Annotated in this window: 15 protein-coding genes and 1 pseudogene; 11 read left to right on the top strand and 5 right to left on the bottom strand. The window is 56.4% G+C overall.

Annotation, left to right across the window (positions count from 1 at the left end):
- Positions 1-69 precede the first annotated feature (69 nt).
- The 5 genes and pseudogenes from OQV00_RS04700 to OQV00_RS04680 all read left to right on the top strand — a co-directional run.
- Positions 70-222 (top strand): annotated as a pseudogene (locus OQV00_RS04700) (hypothetical protein); the annotation flags it as partial.
- Between the two features lie 88 nt (positions 223-310).
- Positions 311-1,006, top strand: coding sequence for a DNA mismatch repair endonuclease MutH (mutH, locus tag OQV00_RS04695; protein ID WP_004867110.1), 696 nt, complete (start codon positions 311-313; stop codon positions 1,004-1,006).
- Positions 1,007-1,069: 63 nt separating this feature from the next.
- The gene (locus OQV00_RS04690; RefSeq protein WP_004867113.1) at positions 1,070-1,783 is read left to right on the top strand and encodes a TerC family protein; all 714 of its coding nucleotides are present in this window, start codon (positions 1,070-1,072) and stop codon (positions 1,781-1,783) included.
- Positions 1,784-1,906: 123 nt separating this feature from the next.
- Entirely contained in the window at positions 1,907-2,125 is a 219-nt protein-coding gene (locus tag OQV00_RS04685) for a YgdI/YgdR family lipoprotein (RefSeq protein WP_004867116.1), read from the top strand.
- A 235-nt stretch (positions 2,126-2,360) separates the two neighbouring features.
- Positions 2,361-3,401, top strand: coding sequence for an NADP(H)-dependent aldo-keto reductase (locus OQV00_RS04680; protein ID WP_004867120.1), 1,041 nt, complete (start codon positions 2,361-2,363; stop codon positions 3,399-3,401).
- Positions 3,402-3,525: 124 nt separating this feature from the next.
- Here OQV00_RS04680 and lplT read toward each other — a convergent pair whose 3' ends face one another.
- Positions 3,526-4,722, bottom strand: a complete 1,197-nt coding sequence (gene lplT / locus OQV00_RS04675) for a lysophospholipid transporter LplT (protein ID WP_015585838.1) — start codon at positions 4,720-4,722, stop codon at positions 3,526-3,528.
- On the bottom strand, positions 4,715-6,874 hold the full coding sequence (gene aas / locus OQV00_RS04670) for a bifunctional acyl-ACP--phospholipid O-acyltransferase/long-chain-fatty-acid--ACP ligase (protein WP_032718193.1): 2,160 nt from the start codon (positions 6,872-6,874) through the stop codon (positions 4,715-4,717). Before aas ends, lplT begins: the two co-directional genes overlap by 8 nt.
- A 706-nt stretch (positions 6,875-7,580) precedes the next feature.
- Here aas and galR point away from each other — a divergent pair.
- Positions 7,581-8,597, top strand: coding sequence for an HTH-type transcriptional regulator GalR (galR, locus tag OQV00_RS04660; protein WP_004867133.1), 1,017 nt, complete (start codon positions 7,581-7,583; stop codon positions 8,595-8,597).
- Here the strand turns inward: galR and OQV00_RS04655 are convergent.
- Positions 8,558-9,037 (bottom strand): GNAT family N-acetyltransferase, encoded by a 480-nt coding sequence (locus OQV00_RS04655; protein WP_004867136.1) that lies wholly within the window; start codon positions 9,035-9,037, stop codon positions 8,558-8,560. The two genes, galR and OQV00_RS04655, sit on opposite strands and share 40 nt — an antisense overlap.
- 219 nt (positions 9,038-9,256) lie before the next feature.
- Between OQV00_RS04655 and OQV00_RS04650 the strand changes: the two genes are divergently transcribed.
- Complete coding sequence (locus OQV00_RS04650) at positions 9,257-10,255, top strand: LacI family DNA-binding transcriptional regulator (RefSeq protein ID WP_160873358.1); 999 nt, start codon at positions 9,257-9,259, stop codon at positions 10,253-10,255.
- Here OQV00_RS04650 and lysA read toward each other — a convergent pair.
- Positions 10,252-11,514: a diaminopimelate decarboxylase gene (gene lysA, locus OQV00_RS04645; protein WP_004867144.1), complete on the bottom strand. Its 1,263-nt coding sequence runs from the start codon at positions 11,512-11,514 to the stop codon at positions 10,252-10,254. The two genes, OQV00_RS04650 and lysA, sit on opposite strands and share 4 nt — an antisense overlap.
- Positions 11,515-11,648: 134 nt before the next feature.
- Between lysA and OQV00_RS04640 the strand changes: the two genes are divergently transcribed.
- Positions 11,649-12,575: a LysR family transcriptional regulator gene (locus tag OQV00_RS04640; RefSeq protein ID WP_004867147.1), complete on the top strand. Its 927-nt coding sequence runs from the start codon at positions 11,649-11,651 to the stop codon at positions 12,573-12,575.
- Here OQV00_RS04640 and OQV00_RS04635 read toward each other — a convergent pair.
- Complete coding sequence (locus tag OQV00_RS04635) at positions 12,562-13,254, bottom strand: aspartate/glutamate racemase (protein WP_004867150.1); 693 nt, start codon at positions 13,252-13,254, stop codon at positions 12,562-12,564. The genes OQV00_RS04640 and OQV00_RS04635 overlap by 14 nt on opposite strands.
- Positions 13,255-13,393: 139 nt before the next feature.
- Between OQV00_RS04635 and OQV00_RS04630 the strand changes: the two genes are divergently transcribed.
- From OQV00_RS04630 to OQV00_RS04620, 3 genes are all read left to right on the top strand, one after another.
- Positions 13,394-13,714 (top strand): cupin domain-containing protein, encoded by a 321-nt coding sequence (locus OQV00_RS04630; protein ID WP_004867153.1) that lies wholly within the window; start codon positions 13,394-13,396, stop codon positions 13,712-13,714.
- A 495-nt stretch (positions 13,715-14,209) separates the two neighbouring features.
- Positions 14,210-15,100, top strand: a complete 891-nt coding sequence (locus tag OQV00_RS04625) for a carbohydrate ABC transporter permease (RefSeq protein ID WP_004115132.1) — start codon at positions 14,210-14,212, stop codon at positions 15,098-15,100.
- Positions 15,093-15,995, top strand: coding sequence for a carbohydrate ABC transporter permease (locus OQV00_RS04620; protein WP_004867156.1), 903 nt, complete (start codon positions 15,093-15,095; stop codon positions 15,993-15,995). The genes OQV00_RS04625 and OQV00_RS04620 overlap by 8 nt, the downstream gene beginning before the upstream one ends.
- The last annotated feature ends 7 nt before the right edge of the window (positions 15,996-16,002 follow it).

Raw genomic sequence — 16,002 nt, 5'->3', positions numbered from 1 at the left:
CAGATTATCCGAGTCCACTGGGCACATTTTGTCTAAAAATTCGATTTTCGTCGCACGTCAAGGCTGTAAATGGAAACAGTAGTGCCGCTTTTCCCCAGTTATCCCATTTTTCTGTGGATAACATGGTGTAAGATCCTGTTCATTGCCAGTGACCAGTTCTGGAAAACCCGGTATCACTCTTTTCATAACGACAAAAAAATGAAAAAAAACCCATACGAATCATCAAATTGTCATAGTTACCCAGGAAAAGGTAAACTCTATCCACAACGCACTGAATTACCGTTCATTTTTTAACCAGAGGTTTTACCGTATGCCCGCCATCGCGCCGTTAACGTCCCCACCGCAAACCCAGCAGCAGCTCCTGGCCCAGGCGCAGGGGCTGGCAGGCTACTCGCTGGGCGAGCTGGCGGCGCTGGCGGGGATTCCCATTCCTCGCGATTTAAAACGCGATAAAGGATGGATCGGTATTCTGCTGGAGATTTGGCTGGGCGCCAGCGCCGGAAGTAAACCCGAGCAGGATTTCGCCGCGCTGGGCGTCGAGCTGAAGACCATTCCTGTCGATAGCCAGGGCCGTCCGCTGGAAACCACCTTTGTTTGCGTCGCCCCACTCACGGGTAACAGCGGCGTGACCTGGGAGAGCAGTCACGTGCGCCATAAGCTCAAACGCGTCCTGTGGGTGCCGGTGGAAGGGGATCGCGCCATTCCGCTGGCGGAACGCCGCGTCGGCGCCCCGCTGCTGTGGAGCCCCAATGAAGAAGAGGATCGCCAGCTGCGAATGGACTGGGAGGAGCTGATGGATCTGATCGTGCTCGGCCAGGTGGAACGCATCACCGCCCGTCATGGCGAGGTGCTGCAGCTGCGCCCGAAAGCCGCCAACAGCAAAGCGTTAACCGAGGCGATTGGCGCCCGCGGTGAGCCGATTCTCACGCTGCCGCGCGGCTTCTACCTGAAGAAGAATTTCACCGCCGCCCTGCTGGCCCGTCATTTTCTCCTCAGCCACGATTAATTTTTTGTTCTGCCTGCCAGGTTGCATATAATTGCGACTTTCTTTTTTGCAGGACTTTGAACAATGTTATTTGCATGGATAACCGATCCCAACGCCTGGCTGGCGCTCGGTACGCTGACGCTGCTGGAGATCGTGCTGGGGATCGATAATATTATTTTTCTCTCTCTGGTTGTTGCCAAACTGCCCACCGCCCAGCGTGCTCACGCAAGACGTATCGGGTTGATGGGCGCGATGCTGATGCGTCTGGGGCTGCTGGCCTCTATCGCCTGGGTCGTGAAGCTGACCAATCCGCTGTTTACCGTTTTCGACCATGCGATCTCGTTTCGCGATTTGATCTTACTGCTCGGCGGTCTGTTCCTGATCTGGAAGGCGAGTAAAGAGATCCACGAGTCGATCGAGGGCGAAGAGGAAGGGCTGAAAACCAACGTCCATTCATTTATGGGCGCCATCGTACAGATCATGGTGCTGGATATCATTTTCAGCCTCGACTCGGTCATTACCGCCGTTGGGCTGTCGGATCATCTGTTCATCATGATGGCTGCGGTGGTCATTGCCGTCGGCGTAATGATGTTCGCCGCCCGACCGATTGGCGACTTTGTTGACCGTCATCCGTCGGTAAAAATGCTGGCCCTGTCGTTTCTGATTCTGGTCGGCTTTACCCTGATGCTGGAAAGCTTTGAGATACATATTCCGAAAGGCTACATCTACTTCGCGATGTTCTTTTCGATTGCCGTCGAAAGTCTTAACCTGCTGCGTAATAAAAAAAATCCGCTGTAACCCACAAAAATGCAGCCCAAACCTGGGCTGCAAACTTTTTTAAGACTTTACTGCTTTTTATGTCTCACAAATCAGGCTATTAATACACTGGTGTGAGGTGCGACCATTCAAGAGGTAATGACGATGAAAAAATGGGCAGTATTGATTTCCGCCGTAGGACTGGCGTTCTCGGTTTCCGGTTGCAGCAGCGATTACGTGATGGCGACAAAAGACGGACGCATGATCCTGACCGATGGTAAGCCAGCCGTTGATGATGATACCGGCCTCATCAGTTACGAAGATCAGCAGGGCAATAAAATGCAGATCAACCGCGACGATGTCTCGCAGATTATTAAACGTTAAGACTTTTCGTCGGCCAGCCGCCTGCCAGCACTTGCCTGGCGAGGCCGCCTTCTCCGACAGCGAACCCTCTTATTAAAGAGTCGGGATCCTCTGAAACCTCCGCGGCATCGCGTCTTCGGATTATGAAACCCCGGCTTTTTTGATTTTTTACTTCCTCTTTTTCTCCCCCTCTGCCATTTTGATACTCCTTTGTCGGGGGAACTCCTGACCTTGTTAATAAAAAAGGAAGCCGGCTATGCAGTATCACCGTATCCCACACAGTTCTCTTGAAATCAGCACGCTCGGGCTGGGCACTATGACTTTTGGTGAGCAGAATAGCGAGGCCGACGCGCACGAACAGCTCGACTACGCTGTCAGCCAGGGCATTAACCTGATTGATGTCGCTGAAATGTATCCCGTACCGCCGCGCCCGGAGACCCAGGGGCTGACGGAAACCTACGTCGGCAACTGGCTGGCGAAACGCGGCAATCGCGAAAAGCTGATTATCGCCTCTAAAGTCAGCGGCCCTGCGCGTAACAACGACAGCAGCATTCGTCCGAACCATGCGCTGGATCGTAAAAACATCCGTGACGCGCTGCACGACAGCCTGAAGCGCCTGCAAACCGATTATCTCGATCTCTACCAGGTTCACTGGCCGCAGCGCCCGACCAACTGCTTTGGCAAACTAGGCTATAGCTGGACCGACTCCACGCCGGTTGTCACCCTGCTGGATACGCTTGAAGCGCTCACCGAATTCCAGCGGGCCGGTAAAATCCGCTATATCGGCGTCTCCAACGAAACGGCCTTTGGCGTTATGCGTTATCTTCACCTGGCGGATAAACACGACCTGCCGCGCATCGTCACCATCCAGAATCCCTACAGCCTGCTGAACCGCAGCTACGAAGTGGGTCTGGCGGAAGTCAGCCAGTATGAAGGCGTTGAGCTGCTGGCCTACTCCTGTCTGGCATTTGGCACCCTGACCGGCAAGTACCTTAACGGCGCAAAACCGGCCGGCGCGCGTAATACGCTCTTTAGCCGCTTCACGCGCTATAGCAGCGAGCAGTCGCAGAAAGCGGTAGCGGCCTATGTCGATATCGCCAGACGTCATAACCTCGACCCGGCGCAGATGGCGCTGGCCTTTGTCCGTCGTCAGCCGTTCGTCGCCAGCACCCTGCTGGGCGCCACCACGCTGGAGCAGCTTAAAACCAACGTGGAGAGCCTGCATCTTGAGCTGAGTGAAGCGGTATTAGCGGAAATTGAAGCGGTGCATCAGGTCTATACCTACCCGGCACCGTAAGCGTCGAACTCGCCCGGATAGCGGCTGACGCCTTATCCGGGTTACCACAGAGACGAAGCCATCGCCCGGCTGGCCTGATGCGAGCCGGGGATCCGCAGGTGACGCCGTAAACGGCCGACGCGAGCTACGACTGACGTCGGCCCCACAGCCACAGCGCGGCGATCGCCAGTGCAAACACCGCGCCAAAGCCAATCCCGACGCCAACTACCGGAATACCGATTCTCACCGCCAGCGAATAGAGCCCCAGCATCAGCAGCATGGCCACGTTTTCGCCGAGATTCTGCACTGCAATCGCATTACCTGCGCCAACGGTATGCTTCCCGCGCTCCTGCAGCAGCGCATTGAGCGGCACAATAAAGAAGCCGCCAAAGATACCGAGCAGCAGCAGCAGAGCAAATGCCGGTAACAGAGCGTGCTGTACGGCGAAGAGGATCACCGCGACGCCGATTAAAATCCCGGCAGGCATACAGCGAGAGACGGTTTGTAGGGTGACCAGCCTGGCCGCCGCGCCGGCGCCCAACACGATCCCGACGGCGACCATCGCATTGAGATAGGTCGGCATGGCGTTACTGGTGATGCCAAGCGCCGCCGGAACCCACAGCACCAGCAGGAAACGCAGCGTCACGCCGGCGCCCCAGAACAGGCTGGTTCCCATCAGGGAGAAACGTGTTTCGCCATTCCGCCAGAGTGTCTTACAAGCGCTAAAAAAGCTGTGGGTCATCGGCGTAAAACGCCATGACTGACCGGGACGCGCCGCCGGCAGCTTCGGGATCCACAGGTTGGCGATCACCGCCCCGCCGTACACCAGCGCGCAGATGGCCAGCGCGGCCAGCACATGCCAGTCGGCCAGAATGCCGCCGGCCATCGATCCTAGCAAAATCGCCGCAATGGTCGACGACTCCATCAAGCCGTTAGCTTTCACTAACTTATCTCCGGTGGTCAGCTCGCCAAGAATGCCGTATTTGGCCGGCGAATAGGCCGCCGCCCCCATCCCCACCAGGGTATAGCCGATAAACGGGTTCAGACCAAAACAGATGCAGCCTGCGCCAACCAGCTTCATGCCGTTGGCGACCATCATCACTCGCCCTTTGGCAAAGCTGTCGGCAAACTGGCCGACAAACGGCGCAAATAGTATGTAAGCACCCACAAACAACATCTGCATCACCGGCTGGCTCCAGTCCGGATAGAACTGCTGCTTCATCAGCGCCAGCGTGGCAAACAGCAGGGCGTTATCGCCAAATGCCGAGAGGAACTGGGCGCAGATGACCGCCATCATTCCTTTTGAGTACAGCGAGGTGTTAGTGTGTACTGACTCACTCATCAGAATCTTCCGTCTGCTCAACCATACTTTTAAGGGTGACAAAGTCCGGCTTGCCGCTGCCGAGAACCGGCAGCTGCTTCAGCCAGCGAATGTCGCGCGGTACCGCCAGCTCCGGTACACCATGTTCACGGGCGTAGCGCAGCAGTTTTTCACGGTTCAGTTCATTATCGGTGGTAAACAGCACCAGCGCCTCGCCTTTACCAGCATCTTGTTTAATCGCCGTGGCATGCATCTTGTCAGGTGAGACGCCCAGAGCAACCTGCTCAACCATTTCCAGTGACACCATTTCACCGGCGATTTTCGCGAAGCGCTTAGCACGTCCCTGAATGCGCACGTAGCCCTGCTCGTCAAAGGTGACGATATCCCCGGTGTCGTACCAGCCGCTTTCCATTTCGCCATGCTGATTTTCCGCCGTCGGCGCTTCCAGCACGCCCGGGTTCTCCACCCGCAGATAGCCGTTCATGATGTTCGGCCCTTTTAACTGCAGGCGGCCGCCCTCTTCAATACCCGGCATCGCCAGCAGGCGCGCATCCATCCCCGGCAGAATACGCCCGACGGTGCCCACCTTCGCCGCCATCGGAACGTTAATCGATACCACCGGCGCACATTCGGTGACGCCATAGCCTTCGAGAATGCGCAGGCCAAACTTATCCTGCCACAGTTGCTTTGTGCTCTCCTGAAGCTTTTCCGCCCCGGCGACCACGTAGCGAAGCCGATAGAAATCGTACGGGTTGGCAAAGCGCGCGTAGTTCGCGAGGAAGGTCGAGGTCCCAAACAGCACTGTACAGTTGCGGTCGTAAACCAGTTCCGGCACCACGCGGTAATGCAGCGGGCTGGGATAGAGGAACACTTCTGCACCGGTAAACAGCGGGGTCAGCAGGCCGACCGTCAGCCCAAAGGAGTGGAACAGCGGCAGCGCCGACATAAAACGGTCGTTGGCTGTAAAGTCGGCAATGGTTTTAATCTGCTCGACGTTGGCCAGAAGACTTTTATGACTATGCACGACCCCTTTCGGGTTGCCTTCGGAACCGGAGGTGAAGAGGATAATCGCCGCATCTTCCGGCTGCTGTTTGACCTGCGCCAGTTTCGGCGCCAGCAGATGGCCGAAGATCCACAGCTTATCGCCGGTCGTAACGTCGCCTTTCAGGTCTTCAAGAAAGACCCAACGCACCTGAGTAAGCTGCTCCGGCAGATGCCAGAGTTTGCCTTTATCAAGGAAGGTACGGGAGGTAAAAATCGTCTTGATTTCCGCGGCGCTAATCGCGCTACTCAGCCCTTTAACCCCGGCGGTGTAGTTCATCATCGCCGGAATACGCCCGCGGGCAATAGCGCCAAAAATGACCGCCGCGCTGATGCCGGCGTTGGGTAACATCAGGCCGATTTTTTCACCCTGAGCGCTGTATTTTTCGAGGATGCGCGCCACAAAGAGGGTTTTGGTCAGCAGTTTGCGATAGGTATCGGGTTGAAAGTTAATGTCTTCCACACAGGGTTTTCGTGCGCCGAACCGATCCTGCGCCGCCAGCAGCGATTCATACAGCGTTTCCCGTGGACGCACCGCCATGCGCGCTTCCATCATGATCTGGTGCAGCATTTCCCCGGCAATTTTGCGGCGATCGCGGGCGCGGGGAGCCTGAGGCATTTCAATGCGAGTTGGCGGCAGCAAATGCAGCTGGATCCGAGGGAACAGACGACGTTTGACCAGCCCCTTGAGACGACTAAACGGGGTCAGCTCCGCGCCTTCGATACGCAGTGGGATAATGGTGGCCTGCGACTTTGCAGCCACAAACGCCGCCCCGTCATAGATTTTCATCAGCGAACCGCTGACCGAGATACGCCCTTCCGGGAAAATAACCACCGGACGCCCCTGTTCAATCAGCCGCACCAGGTGTTTTATCGACATCGGTTTCGTCGGGTCGAGCGGGACAAAATCGATCAGCGGCGTCAGCACGCGCATAAACCAGCGCTGGCTGATAGAACTGTACACCGCAAAGACCGGTCGGACGGGCAGGAATAAGGCGAGCAGGATCCCATCGAGGAAAGAGACGTGATTCGGGGTGATCAACACCTTTTGTTGTTGCAAGGACTGCGTGTCGCCGGTCACTCTGACCCGATACAACCCTTTGAACAACAGCCTGAAAAATGCCAACAGCATAACAACTCCATGTGACCGGTTATTAAGTCATTGCAGGTTACACGAGAAGGCGGTTGAAAGCAGTGCGAGGAAGAATGTTTGGCAGAAAAAAAACCTGCGCATCTGCGCAGGCCGGTGCAAGATAATCAGTACGAAACGCGTACTTAAAAACTCACCTATCAATACCTCTGGGACCCTGATTGTCAGGTTTTTTGCCCCTGCCGCACCAGCGATAAAACGCAAGGGAATAAACCTAAGTGCAACCAGTTATTGCCATTTTCGCTATCTGTAACAGCGGCGAGCGGTGGACAGGAAGAGGGGGATCTGCTGCGGGGGGCGAGAGCGTTTCACGGGAGCGGAACGCGACATCTTCCGCCTGCGGGCAAAAAAAAACCTGCGCATCTGCGCAGGCTGGTGTAATTAGAGTGGCCAACGTAACGTTAGCTCCACCTATCAATACCTCTGGGATAGCCAGAATATCAATGCAATGAACGGATAAACCAGCGAACATTCGCAACAGCTAATCGCAAAGTGTAAGCAAAGGTGTGAATGTTCCCGCCGCCGTTTCATTCGTCTGCGTTCCTGCGCTTGTCGCGGTGTAACTTTTTCACCATGAAGGCAAATCTGCATCACATTTGCGCGAAGCCAGGCGCCTCCAGCCTTGAATCTGCCGCACTTTCCCGTAACATAACCGGTATGTAAACGCTTACCCTATAAAAGGTCTGGTATGGCGACAATTAAGGATGTAGCCCGACTCGCTGGAGTGTCCGTCGCTACCGTATCCCGCGTGATCAACAACTCCCCCAAAGCCAGTGAAACCTCGCGCCAGTCGGTGACTGCGGCGATGGAAACGCTCAATTATCATCCCAATGCAAATGCGCGCGCGCTGGCGCAGCAGTCGACGGAAACCGTCGGTCTGGTGGTGGGCGACGTGTCCGATCCTTTCTTCGGCGCTATGGTCAAAGCCGTCGAGCAGGTGGCCTACAACACCGGTAACTTTTTGCTGATCGGCAACGGGTATCACAGCATTAAAAAAGAGCGCCAGGCAATTGAGCAGCTTATCCGCCATCGCTGCGCTGCGCTGGTGGTGCACGCGAAAATGATCCCTGACGACGAGCTCGCCGGGTTGATGAAACAGATCCCCGGCATGGTGCTGATCAACCGTATTCTGGCGGGTTTTGAACAGCGTTGTGTCGCCCTGGACGACCGCTACGGCGCCTGGCTGGCGACCCGTCATCTGATCCAACAGGGGCATACCCGTATCGGCTACCTCTGTTCCAACCACGCGATTTCTGATGCTGAAGATCGCCTGCAAGGCTATTACGCAGCGTTAACGGAGAGCGGTCTGCCCTGTAACGATCGGCTGGTGACCTTTGCCGAACCTGATGAAAGCGGCGGCGAACAGGCCATCACCGAACTCCTGGGACGCGGCAGGAATTTTACCGCTGTCGCCTGCTATAACGACTCGATGGCCGCCGGTGCGATGGGGGTGCTGAATGATAATGGTATCGACGTCCCGCGCGAGATTTCGCTGATTGGCTTCGATGATGTGCTGATCTCTCGCTACGTTCGCCCGCGCCTGACGACGGTGCGTTATCCCATCGTCACCATGGCAACCCAGGCCGCCGAACTGGCGCTGGCGCTGGCGGATCAGCGCCCGGCGCCTGAAATCACCCATTTATTCAGCCCGACGCTGGTTCGCCGTCACTCGGTAATGGCGCCATCGGAAAGCGATAAGTCGTAACGATACAGGCTGACGGCGGTGGCCGGGTAATCCAGCCCTTCACCAATATACTGCCAGCCAAAACGCTCATAAAAATCGCGGCAGGCGGAGTAGAGATACAGCTGCGGGTGCCCAAGCCGGCGGGCATAGTCGATCACATGCTGTTGCAGCTGTCCCGCGATTCCCCGTCCGCGCGCATCCGGGGCGACGTACAGCGCCGCCATCCACGGGAACAGATCCTGACGGCTGATTAAGTCGCAGCGCCACAGCCCCACCGTCCCTACAAGCGTCTCCCCTTCGACGGCGATAAAGGTGAGCGGCAGCGCCTCCGGCGTCTGGCTGTGGGCAACGAGAGTCGCAAAAAAAGGCAGCGGCAGCGTTTCGCCGCCAAAGGCCTGCCAGAGCCACATCGCCACCTGTTCGGCGTGCTGCGGCGCGGCGTATAAGGGCTGAATATGCATAACCGATCCCCTGCTGAAAAATCCTCTGGCTGCCAGTATACCGCGCCCGCAGCGACCGATGGCGAGGACCTCAACGCGTGGAAGCGCCATTTTGCGGACACTTCCTGCAAAAAGCGTGATCGCGATAGTTCTTTGCGCCCGGTTGAGCGCATATCCCTCTGAATGTCTGTGATAAACTGCGGCTTATCACGTGAAATCAGGAATCGATGAATGGCTACAATGCTGGATGTCTCAATTCGCGCAGGCGTCTCTAAAGCGACGGTTTCCCGCGTGTTGAACGGCACAGGTCAGGTAAAAGAGAGCACCCGCCAACAGGTATTCAAAGCGATGGAAGAGCTGGGATACCGGCCAAACTTTCTCGCCCGTTCGTTGGCGAACCGCACCAGCAACAGTATCGGACTGGTGGTTTCTACCTTCGATGGTTTCTATTTTGGCCGCCTGCTACAACAGGCTTCACGCCAGACGGAAGCCTGGGGAAAACAGCTAATCGTCACCGACGGCCACGATGCTCCGGAACGCGAAGAAGAAGCGGTGCAGATGCTCGCCGACCGCCAGTGCGACGCAATCATTCTCTATACCCGCCACATGAGCGAAAAGAAGATCATGTCGCTGATCGAATCCATCGATATGCCGCTGGTGGTGATTAACCGCGACGTCAGCCTGGCGCGGGAACGCTGCGTGTTCTTCGAGCAGGAAGATGCGGCCTTTCAGGCGGTCAATTATCTGATTACGCAAGGGCACCGGGATATCGCCTGCATGACCGTGCCGATGCATACCCCCACGGGCAAAGCCCGTCTGCAGGGATACCGCAAGGCCCTGAAAAAGCATGGTATCGCGTGGGATCCGGCGAAAGTTAAATACGGTGATTCGACGATGACCCGCGGCTATGAGCTGTGCCGCGAGCTGCTTGATGAGAAAACAACGTTCAGCGCGCTGTTTTCATGTAACGATGATATGGCGCTGGGCGCCTCAAAAGCGCTGCATCAGGCGGGGCTGCGGATCCCGCAGGACGTTTCGCTGTTCGGCTTCGACGATGCCCCGAGCGCAAAATGGCTGGAACCCGGCCTGTCGACGGTCTATCTGCCGATCGATAATATGATCACCACCGCGATCGATCAGGCGATCAAGCTCGCCAACGACCAGCCGATCGAAACGATCCCGCCGTTTACCGGTACGCTGGTATTGCGTGAGTCGGTAACGACGGGGCCATATTTTTAGAACAGCTCTAAGGCCAGCAGCTCCTGAATCGTCTGCCGACGACGGATCAGCCGTGCGCTGCCGTTGTCGAACAGCACTTCCGGCAGCAGCGGACGGCTATTGTAGTTTGAGGACATTGACGCGCCATAAGCCCCCGTATCATGCAGCACCAGATAATCTCCCGGCGCGACTTCAGGCAGCAAACGCGTCTCCACCTTGCCCCCTTCCTGCTGAGTAAAGACGTCGCCCGATTCGCACAGCGGCCCGGCCACGACGGTGTCGATAAGCGGTGCGGCGCTCAGGTTGCGGCCATCCGCCGCCAGAGCGGTAATATGGTGATAGCTGCCGTACATTGACGGACGCATCAGATCGTTAAAACCGGCATCAATCAGGACAAAGTGGCGGCTTCCCATCTCTTTGACGCTACGTACCTGAGAGACCAGCACCCCGGATTCGGCCACCAGGAAGCGACCCGGTTCGATTTCCAGCTTCACCGGATGGCCGAGATGTCGGGCGATCTGCTCGCGCGCGGCGTTCCACAAGCCGTAGTAGTGATCGGTATCGATCGCCTCTTCACCTTCGTGATAAGGGATCGACAGTCCGCCGCCGGCGGAGATCGCCTGCAGATCCTGCCCAAACTCAACCACCTGACGCACCATCGCGCCGCAAACCTGTTCCAGGTGGCCATAATCAACCCCGGAGCCAATATGCATGTGGATCCCCACCAGCTGGAGCTGATAGCGACGCATCACTTCCAGCGCCGCCGGCAGATGGCTGTACCAGATCCCGTGTTTGCTGTTTTCGCCGCCGGTGTTGGTTTTTTGGCTGTGGCCGTGACCAAATCCCGGGTTGACGCGCAGCCAGACGCGATGGCCTGGAGAGACTTCCCCCAGCTGGCTCAGCATATCGACTGAACCGGCATTAACCGGAATCTGCAGGGCCTTGACGCGCTCCAGCGTCGCCTCGTCAATCAGGTCGGCGGTAAAAACGATATCTTCCGGGTGCTGCTGCGGGTCATACCCCGCCGCCAGCGCACGTTCAATCTCCCCGAGGGAGACGGAGTCCACCTTAACGCCCTGCTCACGCATCAGACGCAAAATATGGATATTGGAGCAGGCCTTCTGGGCAAAACGCACCACGTCGAACTGGCTGAGCTGGGCTATCTGGCGGCGGATAATCTGCGCGTCATAGACCCACACCGGGCAGCCAAACTCGGCAGGCAGACGGAGCAGGTTCTCGGCAGTCAGGTCGGTATCGGTAGCGTAAAGCGAGCGTGGCATAGTGAACTCCGGCGTTATTGTGTTGTGCGCGTTTTTTTATGATTACGCCATAGCCTGAAGAGAATAAAAAATATCGTTTTATCGTGACTCTATGCAAAAATGATATGGATACCGTCCATCCGCCGAGAGCCGAAATGCCTGCCGTCAATTTACGCCATATTGAAATCTTCCATGCGGTGATGACCACCGGCAACCTCACCGAGGCGGCTCGTCTGCTGAATACCTCTCAGCCGACCGTCAGCCGCGAGCTGGCACGCTTTGAAAAGGTGATCGGGCTGAAGCTGTTTGAACGCACCCGCGGGCGTTTGCAGCCGACGGTGCAGGGGTTGCGGCTGTTTGAAGAGGTTCAGCGCTCCTGGTACGGACTGGACCGTATCGTCAGCGCCGCCGAGAGCCTGCGAGAGTTCCGTCAGGGCGAACTGTCTGTCGCCTGCCTGCCGGTGTTTTCTCAGTCGTTTTTGCCGCTGCTGCTGCAGCCCTTTCTGGCGCGCTATCCCGAGGTCAGCCTGCAGATTGTGCCGCAAGAGTCCCCCCTGCTGGAGGAGTGGCTCTCCGCCCAACGTCACGATCTCGGCCTGACGGAAACCCTGCACACGCCCGCCGGGACCGAACGCACGCCGCTGTTAACGCTCAACGAGGTCTGCGTGCTGCCGCAGAGCCACCCGCTTGCCAGCAAGCAGGAGCTGACTCCGGCCGATTTCCACGGTGAAAACTATATCAGCCTGTCGCGCACCGACAGCTATCGTCAGCTGCTTGATGCCCTGTTTGCCGAGCATCAGGTGAAGCGCCGGATGGTGGTGGAGACCCACAGCGCGGCCTCTGTTTGTGCGATGGTGCGGGCAGGCGTCGGGATCTCAGTCGTCAACCCGCTGACCGCCCTCGACTATGGCGAAAGCGGCGTGGCGGTGCGCCGCTTTAGCGTCGACGTACCGTTCACCGTCAGCCTGATCCGCCCGCTGCACCGCCCGGGCTCGGCGCTGGTCGAGACATTTATTCAGCACCTGCAGGGGAGCCTGCCGCGGATTCAGGGTCCGCTGGACGCGATGCTTAAGAGAGCATAAACGTCACCGCGTCCGCGGCGTGAATCGCGGCGGTATCGAACACCGGCAGCGGGCTGCTCTCCACCGGCACCAGCAGGCCAATCTCGGTACAGCCGAAAATGACCCCTTCTGCGCCCTGCTCCGCCAGCGCGTCAATCACCTGCAGGTAATAATCGCGGGAGTCGTCATTAAACGCGCCCAGGCACAGCTCATCAAAAATAATCCGGTTAATGCGTTCGCGATCGTCAGCTTCCGGAATCAGCGTCTCAATAGCAAACTGCGCCTGCAGGCGCCCACGATAAAAATCCTGCTCCATGGTATAGCGCGTTCCAAGCAGGGCAACCCGCTTTTGGCCTTTGGCGGTAATCGCCCGCCCGGTGGCATCGGCGATATGCAGGAACGGCACCTCACAGCGCGTTTCGATGGCCTGCGCCACTTTATGCATCGTGTTGGTACACAGAACAATCCCTTCCGCCCCCGCCTGCTGCAGGCCAACTGCCGCCTGCGCCAGCATCTCGCCGGCGCGATCCCAGTCTCCTGCGGACTGGCAGGCTTCGATCTCATGGAAATCGACGCTGTGCAGCAGCAGACTCGCCGAATGCAGGCCGCCTAAATGTGCTTTGATACCTTCGTTGATCAAACGGTAATAGGGAATGGTGGATTCCCAGCTCATGCCGCCCAACAGGCCAATCGTTTTCATCATCCGCTCCTGGTTATGCTTTGCTCCAGTGAAACAAACTTGTGATCAACTTTCCACTTCTCTTGTCGATCGTTTCTTTCCCGACGATTCTGCGATAAATTAAATGAAACATTGTTTCACTTAACTACAGGACTGCCGGATGTTTATTTTTCATAACGAGACCACCCTTGAAGATCTGGGCAATGGCGTGACCCGTCGTATTCTTGCGCACGGTGGCAACATGATGGCCGTAGAGGTCAATTTCGACGCCGGAGCCATCGGTCCAATGCATAATCACCCTCACGAACAGTTGACCTATGTGCTATCCGGCGAATTTGAGTTCACCATCGGAGAAGAGAAACGCGTGGTGCGCGCCGGAGATACGCTCTACAAAAAACCGCATATTATGCACGGCTGCATCTGTCTGAAGCCTGGCACCCTGCTGGATACCTTTACTCCCGTTCGTGAGGATTTCCTGTAAACCACGCTTCCCAGGGGCATATTCGTGATGCCCCCTTTCCCCCCCTTCCTTTCCGCCAGAATAATTTGTTAAAAAATATGTAACAGCAAAATGATTAGCCTGCCACTTATCTTGCTCATCCCTGCACAAGATCCCTTCTTCGGCACTATCTCCAGACACCTGTCAGCTCTGGAGAACGCTCGCCATCTCATTTTTTGAAACATCGTTTCGACTTCGATCACACTTCCGCTATGAATCGAATGACTCTGTAATAAATCGCAATAAAATAAAATTAAAACGGCGTTTTATAAAACTGAGTCACCGGACAAGTAAAAACCGAAACATTCAGGCTCAGCAGGGACGCTGCGAGCAAAAGCCCATAACAAACACAAAGTTAAAAAAGGAAGCCAACGCCAGCTGATACACCCGATACCGATTCACTTTCTGGCCGCGACCGGGCGCAGAAAACCACGACACCGAATCCGTTTTACAAACTCGTAAGCCAGGTAGGTATGTATGAATGAAAACAAGATGTTGGGATTGGCATGGATATCGCCCTATATCATCGGGCTGATAGTCTTTACCGCTTTTCCCTTTGTTTCATCTTTCTTTCTCAGTTTCACTGAGTACGATTTGATGAGCCCGCCGGTGTTTAACGGCATTGAAAACTATCGCTACATGTTGACCGAAGATGGCCTCTTCTGGAAATCCATGGGCGTGACCTTTGCCTACGTCTTTTTAACGATTCCGTTAAAACTGGCTTTCGCACTGGGTATTGCATTTGTCCTCAACTTTAAGCTGCGCGGTATCGGCTTTTTCCGCACCGCTTATTACATTCCGTCGATTCTCGGTAGCTCGGTCGCGATTGCCGTCCTGTGGCGCGCGCTGTTTGCTATCGACGGCCTGCTGAACAGCTTTATCGGCGTGCTGGGATTCGACCCGGTGAACTGGCTCGGCGAGCCGTCGCTGGCGCTGATGTCCGTCACTCTGCTGCGCGTCTGGCAGTTTGGTTCAGCGATGGTCATCTTCCTCGCCGCGTTGCAAAACGTCCCGCAGTCACAGTATGAAGCGGCGATGATCGACGGCGCCTCGAAGTGGCAGATGTTTATGAAGGTCACCGTGCCGCTGATTACGCCGGTCATCTTCTTCAACTTTATTATGCAGACCACCCAGGCGTTCCAGGAGTTTACCGGTCCGTACGTCATCACCGGCGGCGGCCCAACCTACTCCACCTATCTGTTCTCGCTCTATATCTACGACACCGCCTTTAAGTACTTCGATATGGGGTACGGCGCGGCGCTGGCGTGGGTGCTGTTCCTGGTGGTTGCGGTCTTTGCCGCCATCGCCTTTAAGTCATCGAAATATTGGGTGTTCTACTCCGCCGATAAAGGAGGCAAAAATGGCTGATATTCAACAAATCACCCCGGCAATGGAAATTGCGGAGCGCGAAGTTGCCCGCACCCTGCGCCGCGAAAAAGTCAGCCGGACAATCCGTTATGTCATCCTGCTGTTCGTCGGCCTGCTGATGCTTTACCCGCTGGTGTGGATGTTCTCGGCGTCGTTCAAACCGAACCATGAGATTTTCACCACCCTGAGCCTGTGGCCGGCCCACGCGACCTGGGACGGCTTTATTAACGGCTGGAAAACCGGCACCGAGTACAACTTCGGGCACTACATGCTGAACACCTTTAAGTATGTGATCCCGAAAGTCCTGCTGACCATTATCTCCTCCACTATCGTGGCCTACGGCTTTGCCCGCTTCGAAATCCCGTGGAAGAAATTCTGGTTCGCCACGCTCATCACCACCATGCTGCTGCCGAGCACCGTCCTGCTTATCCCGCAGTACCTGATGTTCCGTGAAATGGGCATGCTGAACAGCTATCTGCCGCTGTATCTGCCGCTGGCTTTCGCCACCCAGGGATTCTTCGTCTTCATGCTGATCCAGTTCCTGCGCGGCGTACCGCGCGATATGGAAGAGGCGGCGCAGATCGACGGCTGTAACTCTATTCAGGTGCTGTGGTACGTGGTGGTGCCGATCCTGAAACCGGCGATTATCTCGGTGGCGCTGTTCCAGTTTATGTGGTCAATGAACGACTTTATCGGCCCGCTGATTTACGTCTACAGCGTGGATAAATATCCGATCGCACTGGCGCTGAAAATGTCCATCGACGTCACGGAAGGCGCTCCGTGGAACGAAATTCTGGCAATGGCGAGTATCTCCATTCTGCCATCCATCATCGTGTTCTTCCTGGCACAACGCTACTTCGTACAGGGCGTTACCAGCAGCGGAATCAAAGGTTAAGAGGGAA

The sequence above is a fragment of the Klebsiella sp. DY2415 genome, assembly GCF_026314315.1.
GTDB lineage: Bacteria > Pseudomonadota > Gammaproteobacteria > Enterobacterales > Enterobacteriaceae > Klebsiella > Klebsiella ornithinolytica.
The sequence above is the reverse complement of the archived record's forward strand: the minus strand, read 5'-3'. Positions and strand labels throughout refer to the sequence as shown.